The 21,980-nt window shown below is 37.7% G+C and carries 15 protein-coding genes; 12 read left to right on the forward strand and 3 right to left on the reverse strand.

What is annotated here, in order from left to right:
* Positions 1-69: 69 nt before the first annotated feature.
* The 10 genes from E1140_RS15365 to fdhF all read left to right on the forward strand — a co-directional run bounded on the left by E1140_RS15365 (position 70) and on the right by fdhF (position 13,013).
* Positions 70-1,449 (forward strand): amidohydrolase family protein, encoded by a 1,380-nt coding sequence (locus E1140_RS15365; protein WP_155185749.1) that lies wholly within the window; start codon positions 70-72, stop codon positions 1,447-1,449.
* Positions 1,450-1,471: 22 nt separating this feature from the next.
* Positions 1,472-2,107: a transglutaminase-like domain-containing protein gene (locus E1140_RS15370; RefSeq protein ID WP_155185752.1), complete on the forward strand. Its 636-nt coding sequence runs from the start codon at positions 1,472-1,474 to the stop codon at positions 2,105-2,107.
* Between the two features lie 140 nt (positions 2,108-2,247).
* Positions 2,248-3,024 carry a hypothetical protein gene (locus E1140_RS15375; RefSeq protein ID WP_155185754.1) on the forward strand — a complete coding sequence of 259 codons (777 nt, stop codon included), beginning with the start codon at positions 2,248-2,250 and terminating at the stop codon, positions 3,022-3,024.
* 65 nt (positions 3,025-3,089) lie between these two features.
* Positions 3,090-4,919 carry a DUF885 domain-containing protein gene (locus E1140_RS15380; RefSeq protein WP_155185758.1) on the forward strand — a complete coding sequence of 610 codons (1,830 nt, stop codon included), beginning with the start codon at positions 3,090-3,092 and terminating at the stop codon, positions 4,917-4,919.
* A 203-nt stretch (positions 4,920-5,122) separates the two neighbouring features.
* Positions 5,123-5,992: a DMT family transporter gene (locus E1140_RS15385; protein WP_155185761.1), complete on the forward strand. Its 870-nt coding sequence runs from the start codon at positions 5,123-5,125 to the stop codon at positions 5,990-5,992.
* Positions 5,993-6,140: 148 nt separating this feature from the next.
* On the forward strand, positions 6,141-6,572 hold the full coding sequence (locus E1140_RS15390) for a hypothetical protein (RefSeq protein WP_155185764.1): 432 nt from the start codon (positions 6,141-6,143) through the stop codon (positions 6,570-6,572).
* Positions 6,573-6,701: 129 nt separating this feature from the next.
* Positions 6,702-7,535, forward strand: coding sequence for a helix-turn-helix domain-containing protein (locus E1140_RS15395; RefSeq protein ID WP_155185767.1), 834 nt, complete (start codon positions 6,702-6,704; stop codon positions 7,533-7,535).
* A 54-nt stretch (positions 7,536-7,589) separates the two neighbouring features.
* Complete coding sequence (locus E1140_RS21690) at positions 7,590-8,459, forward strand: TlpA family protein disulfide reductase (protein WP_155185770.1); 870 nt, start codon at positions 7,590-7,592, stop codon at positions 8,457-8,459.
* A 177-nt stretch (positions 8,460-8,636) separates the two neighbouring features.
* Positions 8,637-10,286 (forward strand): NADH-ubiquinone oxidoreductase-F iron-sulfur binding region domain-containing protein, encoded by a 1,650-nt coding sequence (locus E1140_RS15405; protein ID WP_155185773.1) that lies wholly within the window; start codon positions 8,637-8,639, stop codon positions 10,284-10,286.
* A gap of 3 nt (positions 10,287-10,289) precedes the next feature.
* Positions 10,290-13,013 (forward strand): formate dehydrogenase subunit alpha, encoded by a 2,724-nt coding sequence (gene fdhF, locus E1140_RS15410; RefSeq protein WP_155185776.1) that lies wholly within the window; start codon positions 10,290-10,292, stop codon positions 13,011-13,013.
* 214 nt (positions 13,014-13,227) lie between these two features.
* Here fdhF and E1140_RS15415 read toward each other — a convergent pair whose 3' ends face one another.
* From E1140_RS15415 to E1140_RS15425, 3 genes are all read right to left on the reverse strand, one after another.
* Entirely contained in the window at positions 13,228-13,929 is a 702-nt protein-coding gene (locus E1140_RS15415) for a CPBP family intramembrane glutamic endopeptidase (RefSeq protein WP_155185779.1), read from the reverse strand.
* Between the two features lie 3 nt (positions 13,930-13,932).
* On the reverse strand, positions 13,933-14,397 hold the full coding sequence (locus E1140_RS15420; RefSeq protein ID WP_155185782.1) for a hypothetical protein: 465 nt from the start codon (positions 14,395-14,397) through the stop codon (positions 13,933-13,935).
* 63 nt (positions 14,398-14,460) lie between these two features.
* A complete protein-coding gene (locus tag E1140_RS15425; protein WP_155185784.1) occupies positions 14,461-17,271 on the reverse strand; it encodes a T9SS type A sorting domain-containing protein in 2,811 nt (936 codons plus the stop codon).
* 301 nt (positions 17,272-17,572) lie between these two features.
* Here E1140_RS15425 and E1140_RS15430 point away from each other — a divergent pair, with 301 nt between their 5' ends.
* Together E1140_RS15430 and E1140_RS15435 are read left to right on the forward strand one after the other, a co-directional pair.
* Positions 17,573-18,322 (forward strand): LytR/AlgR family response regulator transcription factor, encoded by a 750-nt coding sequence (locus E1140_RS15430; RefSeq protein WP_155185787.1) that lies wholly within the window; start codon positions 17,573-17,575, stop codon positions 18,320-18,322.
* 100 nt (positions 18,323-18,422) lie between these two features.
* The coding region (locus E1140_RS15435; protein ID WP_155185790.1) for a ligand-binding sensor domain-containing protein at positions 18,423-21,980 on the forward strand (3,558 nt) is incomplete at its 3' end.

The following is a 21,980-nucleotide window of genomic DNA, read 5'->3' on the forward strand; positions in this document are numbered from 1 at the left end:
AAAAAGTCACCAATGTATATTTTCATATATTAGTATTGGCAGCTTTACCTTAACCCGATCCTGATCATTATGAAAAGAGGTACATTCCTACTATTGCTTAGCATCTTACTTACTATTTCTGTTGATGCTCAAAATTTGATTCTGGAAGGTGGCTGGCTGATTTTACCAGATTCTGAATCTGCGGTAAAAAATCCCGGACTACATATTAACAGTGGAAAGATCTTCACAATAGGTAATATCAATGAGGATAACACAATTCCACACATTAATCTGGAAGATGATGACTATGTTCTTCCAGGGCTTTTTGATCTTCATGCACATCTTAAAGTATCTCATAAAGGAATGGTAAAGGAAGACACCCTTGCCACTCCATTGCTATACCTTGCCAATGGCATTACCACCATTTTTACTTGCGGGGAAGTTGATCCTGAAGCCGTGTTTATTTACAAACAAAATGTATCCAAAGGTTTCTCAACAGGACCAAGAATACTCAATTCAGGCCCATATTTTGGAGATCAGGCTCCCGGATGGAATGCTGATTATTCCACTGATGATATTTACAGGATTGTTGATGAATGGGCAGCCAAAGGAGTTGCCGGCTTCAAAGCCAGAGACATCAGTGCAGCTCATTTAGAAGCTCTTATAGACAGGGCACACATGCACGACCTGACAGTAACAGGGCACCTCAGTGGCTCTAAATTCCCAAGTGTCAGTGCTGGAATTGCCATTCCAATGGGCATTGATCGCCTGGAACATTATACTGGTGGAGTGGCACTACCGGGTGTAAAAAATGGCTATGCAGAAGTTGGTGAAATGGACTTAGCAAATCCATTAATTGATAAATCAATGGACATGCTCATTGACCATAAGGTGTATTTTAATTCTACTTTGGCGGTGATTGGTGGGTTCACAGAAAGCAAAGATAAGTGGTTAGACTATTGGGTAGACGAAAAGAAATACTGGGCCCCATATGCACAAGCTCTTGTTGAGACCAACCCGGCAAAATATCACCCCACCAGAATTCAGTTTTATGAGAATAGTAAGGTGCTCTTAAAAAGGTTTTATGACCGGGGTGGATTGATATCTATGGGTACTGATGGACCTTTAACCTTGGATTTTCTTTGGGACTTTAAAACTCCTGGATTCAATACCCATCGTGAAATGGCCCTGATGTCTGAAGTTGGCATCCCAAATCATGAGGTAATTAAGATAGCAAGCTTGAACAGCGCCAGAGCCATGGGTCTTGAAGACAAGCTGGGAAGTATAGAAGTTGGGAAAATGGGAGATTTGATGATCGTAAAAGGAAATCCGTTGGAAGATATTTATAACACGCACAATGTGCATACAGTCATCAAGCAGGGCAAAGTTTATAATACTCAAGAGTTGTTACAATCATGTGAAGGAATGCTGGGTCCGCAGAGTGAAGCATCGTGGTTGGGCAAGCAATAAGAAATGTGAATTGTAGATGAAGATGCCATATTTAGAACCCACCTTTTATTTTGACTTTGAAAACACTTCGATTCAACAGCTGATATCTGACTATAAAAATGAGTCTATCTCGGATAAAGAAAAAGCTATCGATATTTATACCAAAATACGTGATCAATGGAAGTATGATCCCTACAACATAAGTTTTTCAAAAGAGCATTATAGATCTAGTTTTATCGCTAAAAAGTCTACAGGCAATTGTGTTGAAAAATCGATACTGTTAATTGCATGCCTTCGTGCACTGGGAATACCAGCAAGGCTACATTTAGGGAAAGTTAAAAATCATATTGCTGTCGAAAGGTTAATAGAAAAATTTGGTTCTAATGAGTTATCTCCTCATGGAATGGTTAACGTTTTTCTCAACAACAAATGGCTCAAAATGTCACCTGCATTTAATGCGTCATTGTGTAAAAAATTCAACGTAGAACCTCTAGAATTTGATGGGGAAAACAATTCCTTTTTACAGCAATACAATAGTGAAGGGAGTAAGTTCATGGAATATATAGATGACTATGGGCATTTCGAGGATGTACCCTTAGAGTTTATGGTCAGAATGCTAAAAGAACATTATCCTCATATTTTTGATGCTAATAACAATTTGACTGAGTTTAAGCTTTAAAAAAGCTTCTTACCTTGGCTTTATATCCCATATCAACTAACAAGCCCCATCCACTTACTGGAACTAAATTATGTATTGATTTCGCCTCCACCTGTTTGCCATATTATCCATGTGATAATGAATTCAGTATCTTTAGTCCTATGACAAGTATTAAATCATTCTCACTTCTTATATTACTACTTATTGCAATTTCCTGCAGTCGGCCTTCCGAGAATTCATTAGCACATATTAATTCTTCAGAAGTCAAATCCTTTTTAGAAAAAGCCTTAGAGAAGAATGGTGGTTTAGAAAGGTGGAAGGCAATAAAAATTTTGAAATACAACAAGAACTATGAATTGTATTTGGAGTCAGGAGAAGTGGAAATGGCAGCGCAACAATTTCATGATTATACCTTATTGCCAAATATGGAGATTAATATTCTCAGCAAAGAAGGGAATGACAAAAAGCAAATCGTATTTGAGCAAGGCCAGATCAAAGAATATGTGAATGATACACTCAACAAACAGGTCAATGAAGAGTCGCTTACCAACAATATGCAAAGCGCTCTGTTTGTGATCAGTCAGCCTTTCAAATTAGCTGATGAAGGTCCGGAATTAACCTATGAGGGCATTAAAACATTAAATACAGGAGAAGAAGTTTATGTTCTTCGAGCGGTGTACAATTCATCATCAAAAGACAATCTTACCACTTCAGATACCTGGTGGGTGTATTTTGATAAGGAGTCTTATTTAATGACCGGATATACTGTCAAACACTTAGACCATTATTCTCTTGTTCGCAATATAGAAACAATAGAAGTGGAAGGGTTTCATTTTCCAAAGCTCAGAAAGAGTTGGAGAGTAAATGAAAAAGGAGAAGTGTTATATCTCCGTGCTTCTTATGAGTATAGTAATTTCGAAATCAATAGTAGTATTTGATGTTTGGCTTAAAATTTACTTATCTTGATTTCAAAAAAATATCGCTTTTAATAAAACCCAAAAACATGCATCATCTAAAAATCAATCAAATATTAATAACAATACTGTTTTTAGTATTTATTTCTGGCTGTGCTGAAAAAGAAAAACCTGTAGTAGATCAGAGCGAAGCCATTAATGCCTGGCTTGACGAAAAGTACGAAGAAGAGCTTCAGCAAAGTCCAATTACACTCACTTTTTTGGGCCGGAAAGATATATATGACAAACTGGATGACATGAGCGAAGAGGCAGAGGAAAAGCAACTTGCATGGATGGCCTCCACTGTAGAAGAGCTAAAAACTACATTTGATTATGAAAACTTAAATGCAGATGACAAGCTCTCTTATGACCTTTGGGTATATCGTTATGAGTTAAGAAAGGAAGGCTCGGCCTTTAGAAATATGGATTATATCTATGATCAAATGAGGTCAGTACATACACAACTGCCCAACCTACTTATTAATCTTCATAGGGTTGATAGTGTGGCCGATATGAAAAATTATACATCAAGAATTTCCGAGTTAGGTCGTGCTATAAATCAATTAACCGAACGTGCAAAAAAGCAGGCAGCAGAAGGCATTATTCCTCCAAAGTTCTCTTTTGAAATAACCATAACACAAACGGAAGCGTTGCTAGACGGCTACCCCTTTAATGATTCGGATAAAAATTCCCCATTATGGAATGATATTTCCGGTAAAGTAGATGCCTTACAAAATAAAAACGAAATAGGCACTGAAGAAGCCAATATGTTAAAAACCAATGCAGAGCTGGCATTAACCAAACATTTTAAACCAGCTTATGACAACTTGCTGCAATGGTTTCAAAAGGAAATGGCTAATGCTGAAGAAGCCCCTACTGGTGTTAGCAGACATGCCAATGGTGCGGATTTTTATAATTACAAGTTAAAACAAATGACCACTACCGATCTTACAGCAGAGGAAATACATGAGATAGGTCTGAAAGAAGTGGCTCGGATTCAGGAAGAAATGATGGCTATAAAAAATCAGGTAGGTTTTGAAGGCACTCTAAAAGAGTTTTTTGAATTTGTGAATACAGATCCACAATTTTTCTACCCCAATACAGATGAGGGTCGACAGGCATATCTAGATGATTCCAAAATGTTTTTAGATTCTATTTCAGCCAAGCTACCTGACTTTTTTGGCATCTTACCAAAGGCACAATTAGAGGTAAAACGTGTTGAGGCCTTTAGAGAGCAGGATGGCGCACCACAGCATTACCGACAGGGCACAGCTGATGGCTCAAGACCGGGAACTTATTATGTTCACCTGTCTGATATGAACAGTATGCCAAAATCAACTATGGAGGGTGTAGCCTATCATGAGGGTAACCCAGGCCACCATATGCAAATATCTATTGCTCAGGAATTAGAATCAGTACCACAGTTTAGAAGGCAAAGTGAGTACAATGCCTATGTAGAAGGTTGGGCTTTGTATTCTGAAGTAGTAGCCAAAGAGATGGGTGGATACAAAAATCCGTATTATGATTTTGGCAGATTAGTAAATGAAATATGGAGGGCCATAAGGCTGGTAGTGGATACAGGATTACATGCTAAAGGCTGGACAGAAGAAGACGGCATAAAGTATTTTAAAGAAAATTCTTCTATAGCCGATGGCGCCATTAAAGCAGAGGTAAGAAGGTATATGGTAATGCCGGGCCAGGCCACAGGCTATAAAATAGGCATGCTAAAGATACAAGAACTAAGAGCCAAAGCGGAGGAAGCACTTGGTGATAAATTTGATATCAGGGCGTTTCATGACACTGTTATAGGTGGGGGTGCCATGCCATTGTCAATCTTAGAAAAACATGTCGACCGCTGGATTGAATCACAGAAGATTTAATTAATACAGCTATATAAAACACAAGGCCAGAAGTTTTCTTAATGATTCAATGAGAAGATTTCTGGCCTTTTCATATCCAATCGTAGGTAGATTGAGACAAGAAGAGAGTAAATGAGAAAGGAGAAATATTATATCTCAGAGCTTCATATGAGTATAGCGGTTTTGAAATCGCATAAAAACATATATCATTGGTTCTTTAAACCATGCCAACTAACAAACGCCTCCAACATCTATTAGAACTCAACTTTGCTGTACTATTTATTAGTACCTCCGGGGCATTGGGTAAGTATATTGATCTACCGGTGCCAGTCACCATAGGGTTGAGGGCAGTCATTGCAGGTATCTTCATCTTCCTGTTTTGCAAATGGAAAGGATTTAGCTTTGAAATTCATAAAGGCGATGTTCGAACCATATTTCTAAGTGGCCTCTTGATGGGCCTCCACTGGATCACTTATTTCTATGCTTTAAAACTCTCTAATGTTGCCATTGGTATGATCTCTCTTTTTACTTACCCGGTGATCACTACCTTTTTAGAACCGCTGGTGCTGAAAACTAAATTTCAAGTCATTCATCTGCTTTTAGGCATATTGGTGATCATTGGCATATTGTTGATTATTCCTTCATTCAGCCTTGAACATGACTATTCCAAAGCCATTGTTTTGGGCGTTTTGTCGGCCATATTCTATTCATTCAGAAACCTGATGACCAAAACCAAGGTAATCCAATATCAAGGTTCTGTTCTGATGTTTTATCAGCTTTTAGTAATTTCAATAGTCTTAGCGCCCAGTTACTTTTTAATGGATATGAGCAATATTTCAACGCATGTTTCTGAAATCATGCTGCTTGCATTATTAACCACCGCTATTGGTCACACCTGGTTCATCTATAGTTTCAAAAATTTCTCTGTTACTGCAGCAAGTATTATCAGCAGCTTGCAGCCGGTTTATGGTATTATTATAGGTATGCTATTTTTAAAAGAGTACCCGGAGTTCACCACCATTATCGGTGGACTACTGATACTTACTTCTGTAGTAATGGAAAGTCTGATTACTTACTATAAGCGTTCGGAATAACGGATAATGTGTCAAAAATCCGACCTTTTTCTTCCCTAACGATCTTCATATTGTAGCTAGTATCAAACACTGGTAATACTTTAAATATTAGATTAACTAGTATATTGGAAAGGAATTACATTTTTACAATTATATCAACGGAGCACCTATGGATAACCATCAAATATATTTCGAATCTGCGACAGCAAAAGTTTACTACGATAAGGATTTAGACACTCTGTTTCTTGAATACCTGAAAAATGTAAAGAATCATGCTGATTTTCTAGTAATTAATGAAGCATTGACAAAGGCTTTTCAGGGGTTAAACACAAATAAGTTAGTGGCTGACATTCGTAAGATCGGTATTATCGCACTAGAATCTCAAGAATATGTAGCTAATGTGATGTTCCCTGCCATGCTAAAGCACCTTAAGGGAGGACAACTACATCATGCCCAATACCTGGATGAAAAAGATGTTTTTGCTAAAATTTCTGGTGGTGGCGTGAAAAGCAAAGCTGAAAAGAATAAGGATGCTACAATAATTGTAGAGCAGTTCTCCGATTGGGATAAGTTAATAGACTGGTTGAAATCTGTCAATTAATTTTGTACTTCTTCCGTAAGCACAGTTGCCGGAAGTGTTAGTATAGATTGGAAAAATCCTCCACTAAGCATCCAGCTTTTATATTAATTCAAAAATGGCTAATTTATTGAACCATAAGTCATTGCAATATTGAAACAGGCAGTTTATTTTCCAAAAAACCCAGTCGTAAAGCAAGTAATCAATTGCATGGGCTACGTGGAGATGAGCCCTGAGGACATCATCGAAGGTTGGCTCGGTCTTTTTCCAAATGGCTCCAGTAACATGACCATTTCTTTAAATGACGACCCCGTCCACTATCATAAAAATAAAGGGCAATCGTTGATATTCGCTTCCTGGACTAATCCTGTTGCATTAAAAAGAACTAAAACCCTTAAGTTCATAAACCTGCAATTCAAACCCATTGGTTTGTATTGCTTAAAAGCAATTCCTATGAGTGAGTTGCAAAACACCTCCCTCACCCTGGATGTGTTTTTCTCACGCAGTGAAAATGATGAATTGTTAGACCGAATTTATACCTGCCAATCATTGAAAGCTAAATTTGCTACCATAGAACGATTTCTTTCAGCTAAAATAAATCCTGAACTATTTGATGATAGATTGAAATTGGCCTTGTCTCTTATTAAAAAAACAGATGCGCCAAGCATGGATTATTTGAGCGATGCTGTTTGTCTTTCATCCAGAAGGTTCAGAGAATTATTCAGTACTCATACAGGCTTCAGTCCTAGTTTTTACAAAAAAGTCGTTCGGTTTACACGAGCTACCAAGCAAATGATGCAGCACCAACACACCTCTCTTACAGATGTTGCGCTAGAAAATAGCTATTACGATCAGGCCCACTTTATAAAAGACTTCAAATCCTTCTCAGGCATCACTCCTTCTCAGTTTCTCAAACAAAAATCTAAAACCTCCGATTTTTACAATTTTAACTTACCAGACCTTACCAAATTTGATTCAAGAGGATAATGATATAAAACATCATTAAAATATTTTCTAATTCAAATTTAAAGTCAAAGCTATATGGTACGGTTTGTTAAAAAAGTATTACTCTATTTCTTAATATTTATTACTTCAGCAATTGCCATTACCTTCTCAATACTAATCGGCATTGGCATGCTAGGTGTGCCCGAGTCTCTAAATCACATTGTAGTTTTTATCTTAATTACAATAATTACCCATTACTCATTATCAAAAACAAAAAACATATTATCACCAAATGGTATATTAGCTATCATCATCGTTTCATTGCCGGTTATTTTTTATCCTAAAGCAATTAACTCAAGCTTAAATTTCACACTGAACACTATCCCGTTTTTTATTTCATTCCTGCTAGCTGTTATGTCAGGATACATAATCCACAAAAAACGGTCTTTTAAATTGCCTATGTTTCTGTCTATCATTCCGTTGACATTAACCATAGGTTTGGCTGGAATTATCCATAGCAAGATTTATTTTGGGTCTGTTGATGGTCAATTAAAGGGTATTGAAGCTCCTGTTTTCAATGTTCTGGACAAGAGTGATAACGTCATCAACAATGACTTCATAAAAAATAAAATTGTTGTAATGGACTTTTGGTTTGTAAGCTGCCCTACTTGCTGGGTAAAGTTTCCTGAATTGCAGCGTATACATGAGAAATACAGTGAAAATGATCAAGTGGTTTTTTATGCAGTAAATAGACCTATGTACAATGATGGGCCTGATCAGTTATTCACTGCTATTGAGAAAAAAAATTACACCTTTCCTGTTGTTAGAGGTTCAGAAGAATTGATGAATGATTTTGGTATAGCTTATTATCCCACAACAATAATTATCGATGCCAATGGAAACATTATATTTAAAGGAGATATAAGTCAGGTAGAAGAAACGCTTGAGAAGCTAATATCTTCCTAAGTTTCTGAAATTCATACATCTTCCATCAGGGCACTCATTAATGACTTAACCCCAATCATCTATATCTAAAATATTAACCCTTCTTCCAATTGCATTCCTCAGTTGTTGCTGGTAAATTTAGTAGTCAAAATACGCCTTTGAAGTTATTTCAAAGGTTTGCACTACTAAAACTGCAGCATGTCTAAAAATTTAAGTGAATTATCTGGCCGTAAAGGAGTTGTCGATAACCTGTTTGAGAAAATGGGGCAGCTGGCTTCTGAATCAGGCACCCCAGAAAAAGCAGATCTTGATGCCCTGGCCAAGGAGTTTCTCATCGGAAAATCCTCCACCTACGGCACTACCACTTTCTATGATTTTATGAAGCCCGAAAACAAGGGCAAGAAAGTGTATGTCTGTAATGGTTCGGCTTGCCTTTGTGCCGGCACGCAACAGGAAGTTCACGATGCGTTGTTAAAGAAATTTAAAGCCGATGAAATTGGCCACATGACCTGCCTGGGTCGCTGTCATGAAAATGGGGCGTTCCATTATAATGGCACCAACTACTCAGCTAAGTCGGCATCAGAAATTGATAATATCATCAATACAAAAGCACCTGCAAAGGATTTCTACAATGTGGTGAGTGACAACCCTGTGCTTACGGCTCCATACGAAGGCTTTGATGCACACTATGCTTTCTTAAAAGATGCATTAGCAAAATCACGCGAAGCAATATTAGAAGAAATTAAAACCTCGTCCATTCGTGGTCGTGGTGGTGCCGGCTTCCCTATGGGATTTAAGCTGGAGAGCTGCAAAAAAGAAGAAAACGATACTAAATTCATTATCTGTAATGCCGATGAAGGTGATCCCGGAGCTTATTCCGATCGCTATTTACTGGAAGAACGACCTCATTCTGTGCTATTTGGGATGATGATAGCGGGCTATGTAACAGGCGCAACCTGGGGCATTGTGTATATCCGTGGAGAATATCCTGAATCCGTCACCATTGTAGAAAATGCCATCAATGAGCTGCGAGAGAATGGCTATTTAGGAGAGAATATATTAGGTAAAGATTTTAGCTTTGATCTGAAAGTTATCCGTGCGCAGGGTGCTTATATCTGTGGGGAAGAAACAGCATTAATCAACTCTATAGAAGGGCAGCGCCCGGAAGTGCGTACTCGTCCGCCCTTCCCTACCACGCAAGGCTTGTTCAACAAACCCACCGTGGTAAACAATGTGGAAACATTGGCCGCGCTGCACTACATTATTAAAAATGGTGGCAAAGCCTATAAAGCATTGGGCACCGAAAAATCGGCCGGAACGAAGCTCATCTGCTGCGATAGTTTCTTCAATAACCCGGGCATCTACGAAGTAGAAATGGGTACACCCTTATCTAAGGTTGTGCACGAAATGGCGGGTGGATTCAAAAAACCTGTTAAAGCATTACATATTGGCGGTCCATTAGGCGGCATTGTACCGGTAGATAAAATCAAAGACCTGAATGTAGATTTTGAGTCTTTTGCCATCAATGGCTTCTTGTTAGGTCATGCGTCTGTGGTAAGTATTCCGGAAGACTTCCCTATGATTAAATATTTAGAGCATCTGTTTGAGTTCGCCTCATTTGAGAGCTGTGGAAAGTGCTTCCCATGTCGCTTAGGCACAAAAAGAGCCCACGAAATGTTACAGAAGTCAGCGGATAGTGATTATAAAATCTCGAGAGAATTATTTGATGATTTATTATCTACCCTACAGCAGGGCAGCTTGTGCGCACATGGTGGTGGCATTCCACTTCCGGCAAAAAATGCACTGCAGTATTTTGGTGATGAATTGAATAAACATTTTGAAAAATAGGATATGAGTAAGGTAGCATACATCAACGACAAGGCTTATCCCATTCATGAAGGTGAAACAATGCTTTCATTCTTAAAACGACATCAAGGCGAGAAATCCGTTCCCACCTTATGCGATGCACCTAACCTGGAGCCTTTCGGCAGCTGTAGGGTGTGCAGCGTAGATGTGGCATTGCAGAAGGATGGTAAAACAAAAGCCATGGCCAGCTGCCATAGCCCCATGCAGGAAGGGATGTACCTCTACCCTGACTCGCCTAATATCCAAAAGCTTAGAAAAAACATTATAGAGCTCGTACTTACAGACCATCCACTAGACTGCCTCACCTGTGAGGTAAATGGCAACTGCGAATTGCAGGATGTAGCTGCAAGTGTAGGTATTAGAGATGTGCGCTACCCTGAAGGTGAAACACACCTCCAACGAGAAAAAGACCTTTCTCACCCTTACATGACTTCCGATTTATCGAAGTGCATCAACTGCTATCGTTGTGTGCGTGCGTGTGATGAAGTGCAGGGTGAATTTGTATTGAACATGGCTGGCCGTGGGTTTGATAGCCACATCATCAAAGGAAATGATCAGTCTTTCAAAGAATCTGACTGTGTAAGTTGTGGTGCTTGTGCGCAGGCCTGCCCAACATCCGCCATAAGTGATGTATTTGAATCTAAGTCAGTAGCTAAAGCGGACAAAACCAGAACCGTTTGTACTTATTGCGGTGTGGGTTGTAACCTGGAGGTTTCTACCAAAAACGGTGAGATATTATCCATTCAGGCACCTTATGATGCTGCTGCCAATGGTGGTCATACTTGCCTTAAAGGGCGATATGCATTTAAATTCTACAACCATCCTGACAGACTAAGAACGCCATTGATCAAACGTAATGGTAAGTTCGAAGAAGCTACCTGGGATGAAGCTTATGATTTTATCACCGACAAATTCAAACAGCTTATCGCTGATCATGGTCCGGACTCGATAGCTGGAATATCTTCTGCGCGTACACCTAATGAGGAAAATTACCTCATGCAGAAGTTTATGCGTGCGGTGGTGGGTACAAATAATATTGACTGCTGTGCGAGAGTATGCCACTCTCCTACTGCTTTGGGCATGCAGCGTGCCTTTGGTACAGGTGCTGCTACCAACTCTATTGACGATCTAAACTATACCGATTGTATTATCGTGATTGGTGCCAACCCAACAGATGCCCACCCGGTAACAGGTGCTAAAATCAAGCAGAAGTTGATGAAGGGCACGTTAGGAATTGTTATCGATCCTAGGAAGATTGAATTGGCAAAATATGCCAAATACCACTTACAGCTTCGTCCGGGTACGAATGTCGCGCTATTGAACATGATGCTGTATTACATCATCACGGAAGATGTGATGGATAAAGACTTTGTGGCAAAAAGAACGGAAGGATTTGAAGAGTTTAAACAGGAAATTCTGAAACTCGATATGGATGAGCTGGCAGCCATCACAGGTGTAGATAAAGACTTGGTAAAAGAAGCGAGTTTGGCGTATGCTAATGCTAATGCTGCCATGGAATTCCATGGACTGGGTGTTACAGAGCACAGCCAGGGTACATTTACCGTTCAGTTGATTGCTGATTTGGCCATGATTACCGGAAATGTAGGTAAGCGAGGTGCCGGAATGAACCCACTTAGAGGACAAAATAATGTGCAGGGTGCTGCGGATATGGGGGCGCAGCCACATCAGGGTGCCGGTTATTTGGATGTGACCAATCCGGAGATCAATGCTCGATACAATACCTTCTATAATGCAAAGGTTCCAAGTCATATCGGTTATAAAATTCCTGAAATGTTTGATGCGGCCATCAAAGGCGATCTTAAAGCATTGTGGCTGATAGGTGAAGATGTGGTACAAACCGATCCTAACACACAAAAGGTAATGAAGGCCATGGATAGTCTGGAGCTTTTGGTTGTGCAGGAAATCTTTATGACAGAAACTGCTAAGCATGCTACCGTAATCTTGCCGGGTGCTTCCTTCCTTGAGAAGAATGGCACGTTTACCAATGGTGAACGCAGGGTGCAGCGTGTAAAGAAAGTGGTAGAGCCATTGGAAGGCACCAAGCCAGATGGTGAAATCATAGTTGATTTAATGAATAGAATGGGTTATCCTCAACCGCCTTACACACCAGAGGGAATGTTGGAAGAGATTTCGCAGATCGTACCCTTCTTTATGGGCATTACCTGGGATAATTTAGGTGATAATGGCTTACAGTGGCCGGTATTTGAAGGCGGCAAAGATACTCCTATGCTGCATATCAAAGAGTTCAAACGAGGATTAGGCAAGTTCACTTTCCAAAACTTCAAAGAATCTACAGAAGTAGAAACGCACGGTAAGGATTATCCTTATATCATTACTACTAACCGGGAGCTGGAGCATTACAATTGCGGTACGATGACACGTAGAACAGGTAATGTGGACATCCTTACAGAAGATGTGTTGCTCATCAACCCTAAAGATGCAGCAGAAAATATGATTGAAGACGGCCAGATGGTTTGTGTAGAATCACCGAGAGGCAAAGTAGATATTAAAGCCTTTGTTACTGATGAAGTAAAACCGGGTGTGATGAGCTCAACTTTCCACTTCCCTGAAATTATGCTCAATAACATTACCAGCGATGTGCATGACAGCGAAGCCATGTGCCCGGAATACAAAGTGGTGATGTGTAGGGTGAGAAAGAGTAAGGGGAAGTATAAGCAGTTGGTATAAGAGTTAATTAACTGAAATATCTTCCTAGTTTACAATTTATTGTCATAATAGTTATTAGCATGGGATTCTTTTTTCTCCATGCTGATAAAGTACAAACAATAAAGGTTTGTTACCAGAATGAACAGTAATGTTGATTGGCTCACCTTAGTCAAATATCAGATTCGTGTTCTGCCTTCTGTGCATTTTCATATAGGCTATTAAACGGTTTACTACTTTATGCCACAAGATTAGTAATCCAATCAATGAAAATACGGTCCTTACCAAGGTAAATAAGTGTAATACCAATCATGTCATAAATACCATGTACAAGGATTGGTACTATTAATGTTCTTTCTTTCATGAAGATTAGACCCAATATAAATCCGATCATTCCAGTTGTTATCATCCCTGATGGACCTTGATACATATGTGCTAAACCAAAAAATACAGCACTTATTAAAGCTCCTATTCGCCATGTCTTGGTTGTATCACCTAATATTTGAGATAAACGTTTCATTATAAAACCACGATAGAAGAACTCTTCACCAAATGCGGCCACTATCCACATAAAGACAATAAAAAACACATAGCTTATGAAATTTCCACGCAACCCATTCAATGATGAGATATCGACTTGGCCGAATACCCCTTCAATAATTGGCTGCGTTATTATATCAATAAGAATAAAAATACCTATCGAGTAAATGAATGCTTTTACAATTGAAGAAATCAGTTTAGCTTTTCTAAGACCAATTATTATCCAATTCCAACGGTTGGCCCAAAGCATTATCATTACTGCACTTATACCTATTAAATAGCCGGGCGAACCTTTCCAAATGGAAAGTATTAGACTTAGGCTTGCTACAGCAAAAAAATATTCGTCACGATTCAATATAACTTGTGCCCTATCCCGAAATGTTAACTTTAGCGTATCCATATTTTATTTTTTTAATAAGTTAAAAACATATTCACCAGTAATTGCTTGTATTCGACTCGTATTATGAATTGCTTCGTCATGCATAAATGAAATAATAAGAGAAGAATCATTTTGAAGTTCGATTGTCATAATGAGTCCATCATCGCGTACTAATTTATTAAGGTCAACAACTCCATCACTACTCTTAACATAGTTCCAAGTGCCATTTAAAGGCCAGGGGCTTGGAGAAATATTGCCAGTTGTGGTAAATGTATTATCAGAAAAAATTGTAAGGTTAAAATCTGAAAAATAACTGGTCACATCATTATCATCTAACATCACTGATCCATTATTACCTACAGTCCAACTAGTTGAAATTTTGTTTGTTAGAATTTCCTGAGTTGATGGATCCTCATTTTGTTTACATGACTGAAACCAAATAATAAAGCCTATACCAATGATTGAAATAGTTAATTTGAAAATTTTCATAGTTGTTGAAATTAAGTGCCAGCCCTACGACAAACGAGGATTGAAGTAGGACCGACATGGTTGTTATAATTTGAGTATTCTAATTATTTTTTGATATTCTGATCCTTTTAGCTGAAGGCTATAAAGGCCCTTTTGAAAATTGGTCATATCAATTTTGATACTACCATTGTCTGTATCTACTGATTTTTGGAAGATCACAATCCCAGCAGCATTGCGCATGACTATTGATACTATGTTACTATTATCAATATTAACATTAAGAAGGTCGACTACTGGGTTTGGAAACACATTTATAGTATTCCTACTGGCATCCACTAGAGTACCGGTTATCGTATTTACAAGCAGAGAATGTTCTACATTTTCTGCAGGATTATAGTTAGAATTCCCATTTTGTGACGCTGTTATTATCACTTCTCCAAATTTTAAAATGGTTAGTTCATTGTTGGTAATTGTAGCCACAGTTTCATCAGAAGAACTAAAATCAACCATTTCACCACTGCTTGCCATAGCTGATAATGAGTAGTTTTCACCTATACCTAAAACTGGTATAGCATCGAAAGATAAAGTTTGATTGGCCTTATGTATAGTAAGTGTATGTTCAACATCTGTAGCTGATTCAAAATTATTATTACCCGATTGGGATGCAGTGATAGTTGTTACTCCTGCTCCAACAATTGTCACTGTTGTACCTGAGATTACTGCTACTGATTCATCAGAACTTAAAAATGACACTTCAAGTCCTGCATCAGAAGTTGAAGAAAGTTCAAAAGCACTCTCACCGAATGTTTTTTCTGGTAATGCCTCAAAATTTATGGTTTGAGAAGCTTTATTGACAATCACTGTTTGAGTGGAGTTAGGCGCAGCATTATAAAAGGAGTCTCCATTTTGCGATGCAGTAATCGTTGTCTCGCCTGCTCCAATTATAGAAGCGGTATTTCCGTTAATTTGAATTACTGATTCATTGGAGCTTGTAAATGTAATTGGCAGGTTGGAAATAACTGAAGCGGTTAAGTTGAAATCAGGATCACCAAATGATTTGGCATTTTCTGGATTGAACTGTATGACTTGGTCAGCTTTAATAGCATTTAGGGTATTTACAATTGGGGTAGCCTCTAAATAATTACCATTGCCTATTTGAGATGCAGTAATTTCAAATTGACCAATTCCGACAATGGTTACCTGGTCTCCATTGATTGTTGCCACAGTTTCGTCTGATGAGGTATATGCCACCTCTAAACCTGAGGAGGCAACTGCTTCGAGTGTATAGGATTGTCCAAATTGCATATCTGCTAATGCTCCAAAAGTTATAGACTGATCTACGGGATTAACAATTACGGTTACCTCATCGGTATCTGTACAACCAAATTCGTTGGAACCAATTACTGAATAGGTAGTGGTACCAATTGGAATTATTGATACACCATCTACTGCCCCGTTATCCCATTCATAAGTATTTGCACCACTGCCAGTAAGTGTAACTGACTCACCGCCATTGATATCAGTAGAGGTTGATGATGCTGTCACTACGGGTTCAGGATTAACAGTAACTGTAATTTCATCAATCGCCATGCAGTTATTGGCAGTTGTAGCAACAACTATGTAAGTAGCCGTTTCTGTTGGAATAAAACCAACTCCATTTACAATACCTCCCTCCCATTCATAAGTGTCCTCACCTACAACTTCTAAAACAACCTCTTCTCCAGGACATATCGAAACAGAAGAAGCTTGAATATCTATCACAGGAAGCGGATTTACTGTTACTGTTACTTGGTCTGTAACATCACATCCGTTTTCGCTTCCAGTAAGCGTATAGGTTGTAGTTTCGGTTGGCACAAACGCTAAACCATCCTCAACACCTTTATTCCAGGTGTAACTTGAAGCGCCCTGACCCGATAGAGTAACCTCTTCACCATAGCAAACTGCAATATCATCGCCTGCAAATGTTGTTGGTGGCGCAGTAATTTCGATGTCTACTGACGTTGAACAGTCTTCATGTGGAATAAAGGCAACAAAATCATTTATGGCATAACCTTCATAGCTCCAACTAGTATTGTAGCGTTCCTGATAGTAAGTAAAACCAAAATCCGGGTCAATGTAAGCATCTGTTGGGATGATCACTTCCGTATTATCTGCCCCTTTAATTCCTTGTGTTGCTGATGAAGTATAAGAGTTTGTACTATGAATTTCGATCACGTTTGTAGTTTCAAACAGTTTTAGCTGGATGTTAGCAGGCTTGGTTAGGTCATTATTATAATGAGCTATATTCGTGAAGTCTACAATAAGAATACGATTTGGAGCAGTACCAATTGTTTCATATTTCATTGTTCCTTGTGGAGGACTATTATCCCAGTCATCCCATAAAAAAGCAATTGTTTGAGCCATGAAAGTGGACTGTCCTGACAATACCAAGTTGACATTAAATGCATTTACCGCACCAGAGACAAACCGTAGCACGCCATTTGTTGACAGATAAAAATCGCTGTAGGTATTGCCATAAAAATCAAAATCAAACCCAATTGGCAAAGCACCGGATACACCATCATCGTAATTGCCAAATACTACATCAGTGCCTGATGATAAAATATCTTCAGGTGCGAAGGGCCCCGACTTATCTACATAGTATTTTTTAGTGAAACTATAATCAAGGCTTACAGTACCTACAGAAGATGCTCCGGGATTAAAGTTGAAGCCTGATCCAGTGAAGGCTGATACCCCCGGTCCCGTCAGTGTACCTCCCGGAGGAAAGGGTTGTATCTCTATAGGTGATGATAATACACAATATTGGGAAGCAGCATTAATTTCACATTGCGCTTCCACCCTTTGAAAGGATAAAACACCAAGCATAAATAAGAGTAATTTTCTAGTAATGGTCATATTGATAAATCAATGTTGATAATATTTCATCTATTTCAACGGCCAAATTAGGATTATGGAAGGCATACTATTTTAGATATGTAATGGATGGCCCTAATTCTGTAATGACTGTCAAAATTCATGTTATCAACGAAATAGCCCTTACCTATGAAGCACTCTAAACTTATGTTTGGTATCTTTACTTAATAAGATATACCATGATAATTATCTAGTTTAGACATACTATTTTTACTGAATGACTACTTATTGATGCATAAGAATGAACAGAATTGATCGATTAGAATTCTGTCATTGAAGATTTATGAAAAAAGGAAAAATTCTCATTGTTGAAGACAATAAAATTACCGCTAAACACTTAGCAACAACACTTCAAAAATTTGACTATGAAGTTACAGGTTGTGTTGATTCACTTGAAAATGTTAAAAGTAGCATAGTTAAATCATGTCCTGATTTGGTTATACTCGACATCAATTTGGGAGGAGATTTTGATGGTGTTCAAATAGCTCAAGTCCTTAGATTAGAATTTGAAATACCTTACCTCTTTCTAACCTCACTTAATGATCAGGAGACAATAAATAGGATCATTCAAGCACAACCATTTGGTTATATCGTGAAGCCATTTGACACTGATAATTTACAAGCAGTAGTTGATCTTGCCATTTACAAGGCTAAAAGAAGAAATGATTTAATGAGCATAGATTCTAATCATACTGTAAATAAGAGTGATTTGGATGAATTGAAAAACTATATTTTCGTCAAGAATGGGAGCAATATTGATAGGGTATTTATTCCCAATATTGAGTTTGTTGAGGCTGATGGTAGATATACCTATATTCATTTCCAAGGTCAAAAAAAGATTAGCAACGCTCCTCTAAAAGTGCTTAAGGAGAAGCTTCAAGGACGACATTTTATCCAGACCCACCGTTCGTATATTGTCAATGTTACAAAAGTGGATACAATTACATTCAATTATCTTAATGTTGGTAAACATGAGGTACCCATTGGTAAGACCTATCGAAGTGATTTACTAAATGGGCTGGAAGTTATTTAGCCAAACTATCAATAATATCCTTTTCCTAATTATTTGTCTTAACTAAAGTATTTTTTGAAGAATTACTAATTTAAGAGTAATAATAAGAATCAGCCACTTCATGATACAACAGGTCAAGTATATTCTCGTCATTTTGTTATTAGCAATTTTTGAAAATATAAATGCACAGAAAGTAACTAGATTTGATATTGATACAATACCTAGCAATATTCCCGGGCAGAATGGATGGTCATTACCAACCACGGTATTGGCCCAATCACCTAAAATTACCCCTTACTCTCTGGCACCCATTAAGATTCAGCCAAAAGTAACACCTATTGATTTTGAAAAATTAACATCAAATACTCCCGGTAAGAACGGGTTCTCATTTCCAAAGACATATAAAGTTCCTAAAGAAGGATTTCTTGTGTATGAAAACGATACAATTTACGCTCCCGTCAAAGTAAAGGCGAAAGCTCCAGAGATTAAAAGAGCATTGGAATTCAGACATAAGGATAACACCGCCTTCGATATTCAGTACTTAGATGTTGACCAGAATATGCCTAGTTCTAACATTCAAACAATTGTATTTGATGATAAACAAAATGTTTGGTTTGGCACCTATCAGGGCAAGTTTGCAAGATATGACGGTAATAATTTCTATGTATATGGAGTTAAACAGGGTTTCGACTGTAATAGCGTCAAGGAAATTATGATTGATAGTAAAGGAAATTTGTGGTTTGGAACCACCCTTGGTGGATTAATAATGTTTGATGGAGACACGTTTACCTATTTTAAAGAAGAGCAAGGCTTTACAGAGCGCAACGTAATGGTTATTTACGAAGACAAGAAGGGGGCAATTTGGGTTGGATCCTACCTGGGTGGGCTTTGGCATTATGATGGAGAAAATGTAACCAGATACACGACAAAAGAAGGATTACCTAGCAATGATATTCAAGATATTGTGGAGGATGATAATGGAACTATTTGGATAGCCACGAGAGGAGGTGTTTGCTCATTTGATGGTGTTTCATTTACACCTATAACTTCGGAAAATGGATTATCTAACAATATGTGTTATTCAATATCTATTGATGCAAACAAAGATATTTGGATAGGTACAAATGATGGGTTTAATATTTATAAACCCGATAAAATTGTTTCATATTCATCAGAAACTGATTTGAAAAAAATAGAATATCGAACTATACATCATGATGAAGACGGTATCACTTGGTTAGGTTCGAATGGTGCTGGCCTTATTAAGTTTGATGGAGAACAAATTGAAATTATCGATATAAATTCAGGACTTACCAATGATGTTATATTTGATATTGCTCAAGATTTTAATGGCAATTTTTGGATAGCAACATATGGCGGAGGATTGTGCAAATTCAGGCCAAATTCATTTACACATCTTACTTCTGAACAAGGTCTATTTTCTTCAGTCCCTTTATGTATTAATCAGGACAATGCTGGAGACATGTGGTTCACTACATTTTTAGTGGGAGTTACCCGATTTAATGGCAAAACATTTGAAACATATTCAAAATTTGTGGAACAGGAAAATTCGGTATGTACAATTCATCAAGATCATTCTGGTAATTATTGGATGGGCACCATGAATGGTTTAGTAGTATTTGATGGTAAGAAATTTACTAGATATACTACAGAAAATGGTTTTACAGACAATCGAGTATTTTCAATATATGAAAGTGAAAATCATGATATTTGGTTTGGTACATTCAGAGGCGTCTCTAAATATGATGGTAAAAGCTTCAAAACGTTCAATGAAAATCATGGATTAAGTAAGGACTTAACCCTTTGTATAACTGAGGACAAGCAAGGGAATATGTGGTTTGGCACATTTGATGGCGTTGCCAAAATAGAAGAAGATCGTTTGACATTATATACTGAAAAGGATGGATTACCACACAAAGTTGTTCGTTGCATATTGACTGATGGTCATGGAAATATTTGGGCTGGTACAGACGGAGGTCTTGTATTAATAGCAGATGATAAAGATGGGGCAGTTATTAAAGAATACACAGATAATGACATAATTACTGGTAACACGATTTTATCATTAATAGAAGACTCTAAGGGCAGGTTATGGGTAGGTACAGAAGTAGGTATAGTTTGTTTAAGTATTGATGATAATAAAGCCATTACAACATTAGCTAATTTTACCCAGCTTGATGGACTGCTAAATGGGTTAGATGTTGTGCAAAATTCAGTGCATGAGGATGATAATGGGGTTCTTTGGTGGGGAATGGGCAAAGGAATAACTCGACTTGATCTAGATAAATTTGTTATCCAAGAAAATGAACCACAAATCCAACTTAACAAAGTAGATATAAATGGTAGTGAAGTTAATTATCATGTAATATCAGACAGCATTGCATATAATTTTGATCTTGGGTTGACTTTTGATTCAATAGCAAGGTTCTATGAATATCCTTTAAACCCAGTGTTTTCCCATGACAATAACTATCTTACTTTTCATTATTCAGCAATAGATTTGACTGACCCAAAAAGTATGACATATAATTACATGCTTAATGGTTTTGATGACAAATGGAATTCTACAGCAGAAACCTATGCCGAATATAGAAACCTACCTGGTGGGGATTATACTTTTAAAGTAAAAGCAATTAATAAAGCCAACAAATGGAGCGAAACATTTGAATATCAATTTAAAGTTCTCCCTCCATGGTATTTAGAATGGTGGGCGTTTGTAGTGTATGCTATAATAGGCATAGGAATTATATATGTTATTATTCGCTTGAATTCACTGCGTCTAAAACAGCTAAACCTACAATTAGAGAAAACAGTAGCTGAGCGTACCGAGGAACTTAGGGTTACAAATGAAAAACTTTTGGAGCTGGATAAGTTCAAAGAAGGGTTAACAGGAATGATCGTTCATGATTTAAAAAACCCACTTAATGGAATTATCAATGTATCTAACTCTTATACAATTAATGAGCAGGTGTACCGCATGAAGGAGTTCGGTAAGCAGGTATTAAATATGGTAGTCAATATTCTCGATGTTCATAAATATGAGGATACTAAAATGGTACCTGATAAATCAGTAGTTTCCTTAAATGACATTATACAAAGTGCCATTGCCGATACAGAATTTTTATTAAATGAAAAGGGCGTATCTGTTAAAGCCAAAATAGAGAAGGCATACAATATCAATGTTGATAAGAAGCTAATTATTCGTGTTTTTGTTAATCTTTTAACCAATGCAATTAAATATTCTAAAGCGGGTGATGTAATATTTATTAATGTCAGCGAAGATAATGATGATCAAATCAGGGTTGAAATCAGTGATTCTGGCCAAGGTATACCTCAAGATCAAGTAGACAAAATATTTGATAAATTTGTTCAAATCAGTGCTAAAGACTCAGGCAAAATACGTTCAACGGGATTAGGTCTAACATTTTGCAAAATGGCAATTGAATCGCACAATGGTAATATTGGTGTTATTTCCGAAGTAAATAAAGGAACTACATTTTGGTTCGTTCTTTCCTTACACTCTGTTGAGGATAGCTCTTCGTTAAGTATCAATAGTAGCATAGACTCAAACGAAATTAAGTTAACGCAACCATCAAAACAGGCAATTAAACCGGTAGCACTATTAATTGAAAAACATAGATTTTATGAAATTACCGAA

This window comes from Fulvivirga lutimaris (assembly GCF_009711525.1).
GTDB lineage: Bacteria > Bacteroidota > Bacteroidia > Cytophagales > Cyclobacteriaceae > Fulvivirga > Fulvivirga lutimaris.

What these genes read in the sequence shown, in the direction of transcription:
- E1140_RS15405 (WP_155185773.1), top strand. Translation starts at nt 8,637, where the DNA reads ATGTCTAAAAATTTAAGTGAATTATCTGGCCGTAAAGGAGTTGTCGAT.
- fdhF (WP_155185776.1), top strand. Translation starts at nt 10,290, where the DNA reads ATGAGTAAGGTAGCATACATCAACGACAAGGCTTATCCCATTCATGAA.
- E1140_RS15380 (WP_155185758.1), top strand. Translation starts at nt 3,090, where the DNA reads ATGCATCATCTAAAAATCAATCAAATATTAATAACAATACTGTTTTTA.
- E1140_RS15370 (WP_155185752.1), top strand. Translation starts at nt 1,472, where the DNA reads ATGCCATATTTAGAACCCACCTTTTATTTTGACTTTGAAAACACTTCG.
- E1140_RS15415 (WP_155185779.1), bottom strand. Translation starts at nt 13,929, where the DNA reads ATGGATACGCTAAAGTTAACATTTCGGGATAGGGCACAAGTTATATTG.
- E1140_RS15430 (WP_155185787.1), top strand. Translation starts at nt 17,573, where the DNA reads ATGAAAAAAGGAAAAATTCTCATTGTTGAAGACAATAAAATTACCGCT.
- E1140_RS21690 (WP_155185770.1), top strand. Translation starts at nt 7,590, where the DNA reads ATGGTACGGTTTGTTAAAAAAGTATTACTCTATTTCTTAATATTTATT.
- E1140_RS15365 (WP_155185749.1), top strand. Translation starts at nt 70, where the DNA reads ATGAAAAGAGGTACATTCCTACTATTGCTTAGCATCTTACTTACTATT.
- E1140_RS15425 (WP_155185784.1), bottom strand. Translation starts at nt 17,271, where the DNA reads ATGACCATTACTAGAAAATTACTCTTATTTATGCTTGGTGTTTTATCC.
- E1140_RS15375 (WP_155185754.1), top strand. Translation starts at nt 2,248, where the DNA reads ATGACAAGTATTAAATCATTCTCACTTCTTATATTACTACTTATTGCA.
- E1140_RS15390 (WP_155185764.1), top strand. Translation starts at nt 6,141, where the DNA reads ATGGATAACCATCAAATATATTTCGAATCTGCGACAGCAAAAGTTTAC.
- E1140_RS15420 (WP_155185782.1), bottom strand. Translation starts at nt 14,397, where the DNA reads ATGAAAATTTTCAAATTAACTATTTCAATCATTGGTATAGGCTTTATT.
- E1140_RS15385 (WP_155185761.1), top strand. Translation starts at nt 5,123, where the DNA reads ATGCCAACTAACAAACGCCTCCAACATCTATTAGAACTCAACTTTGCT.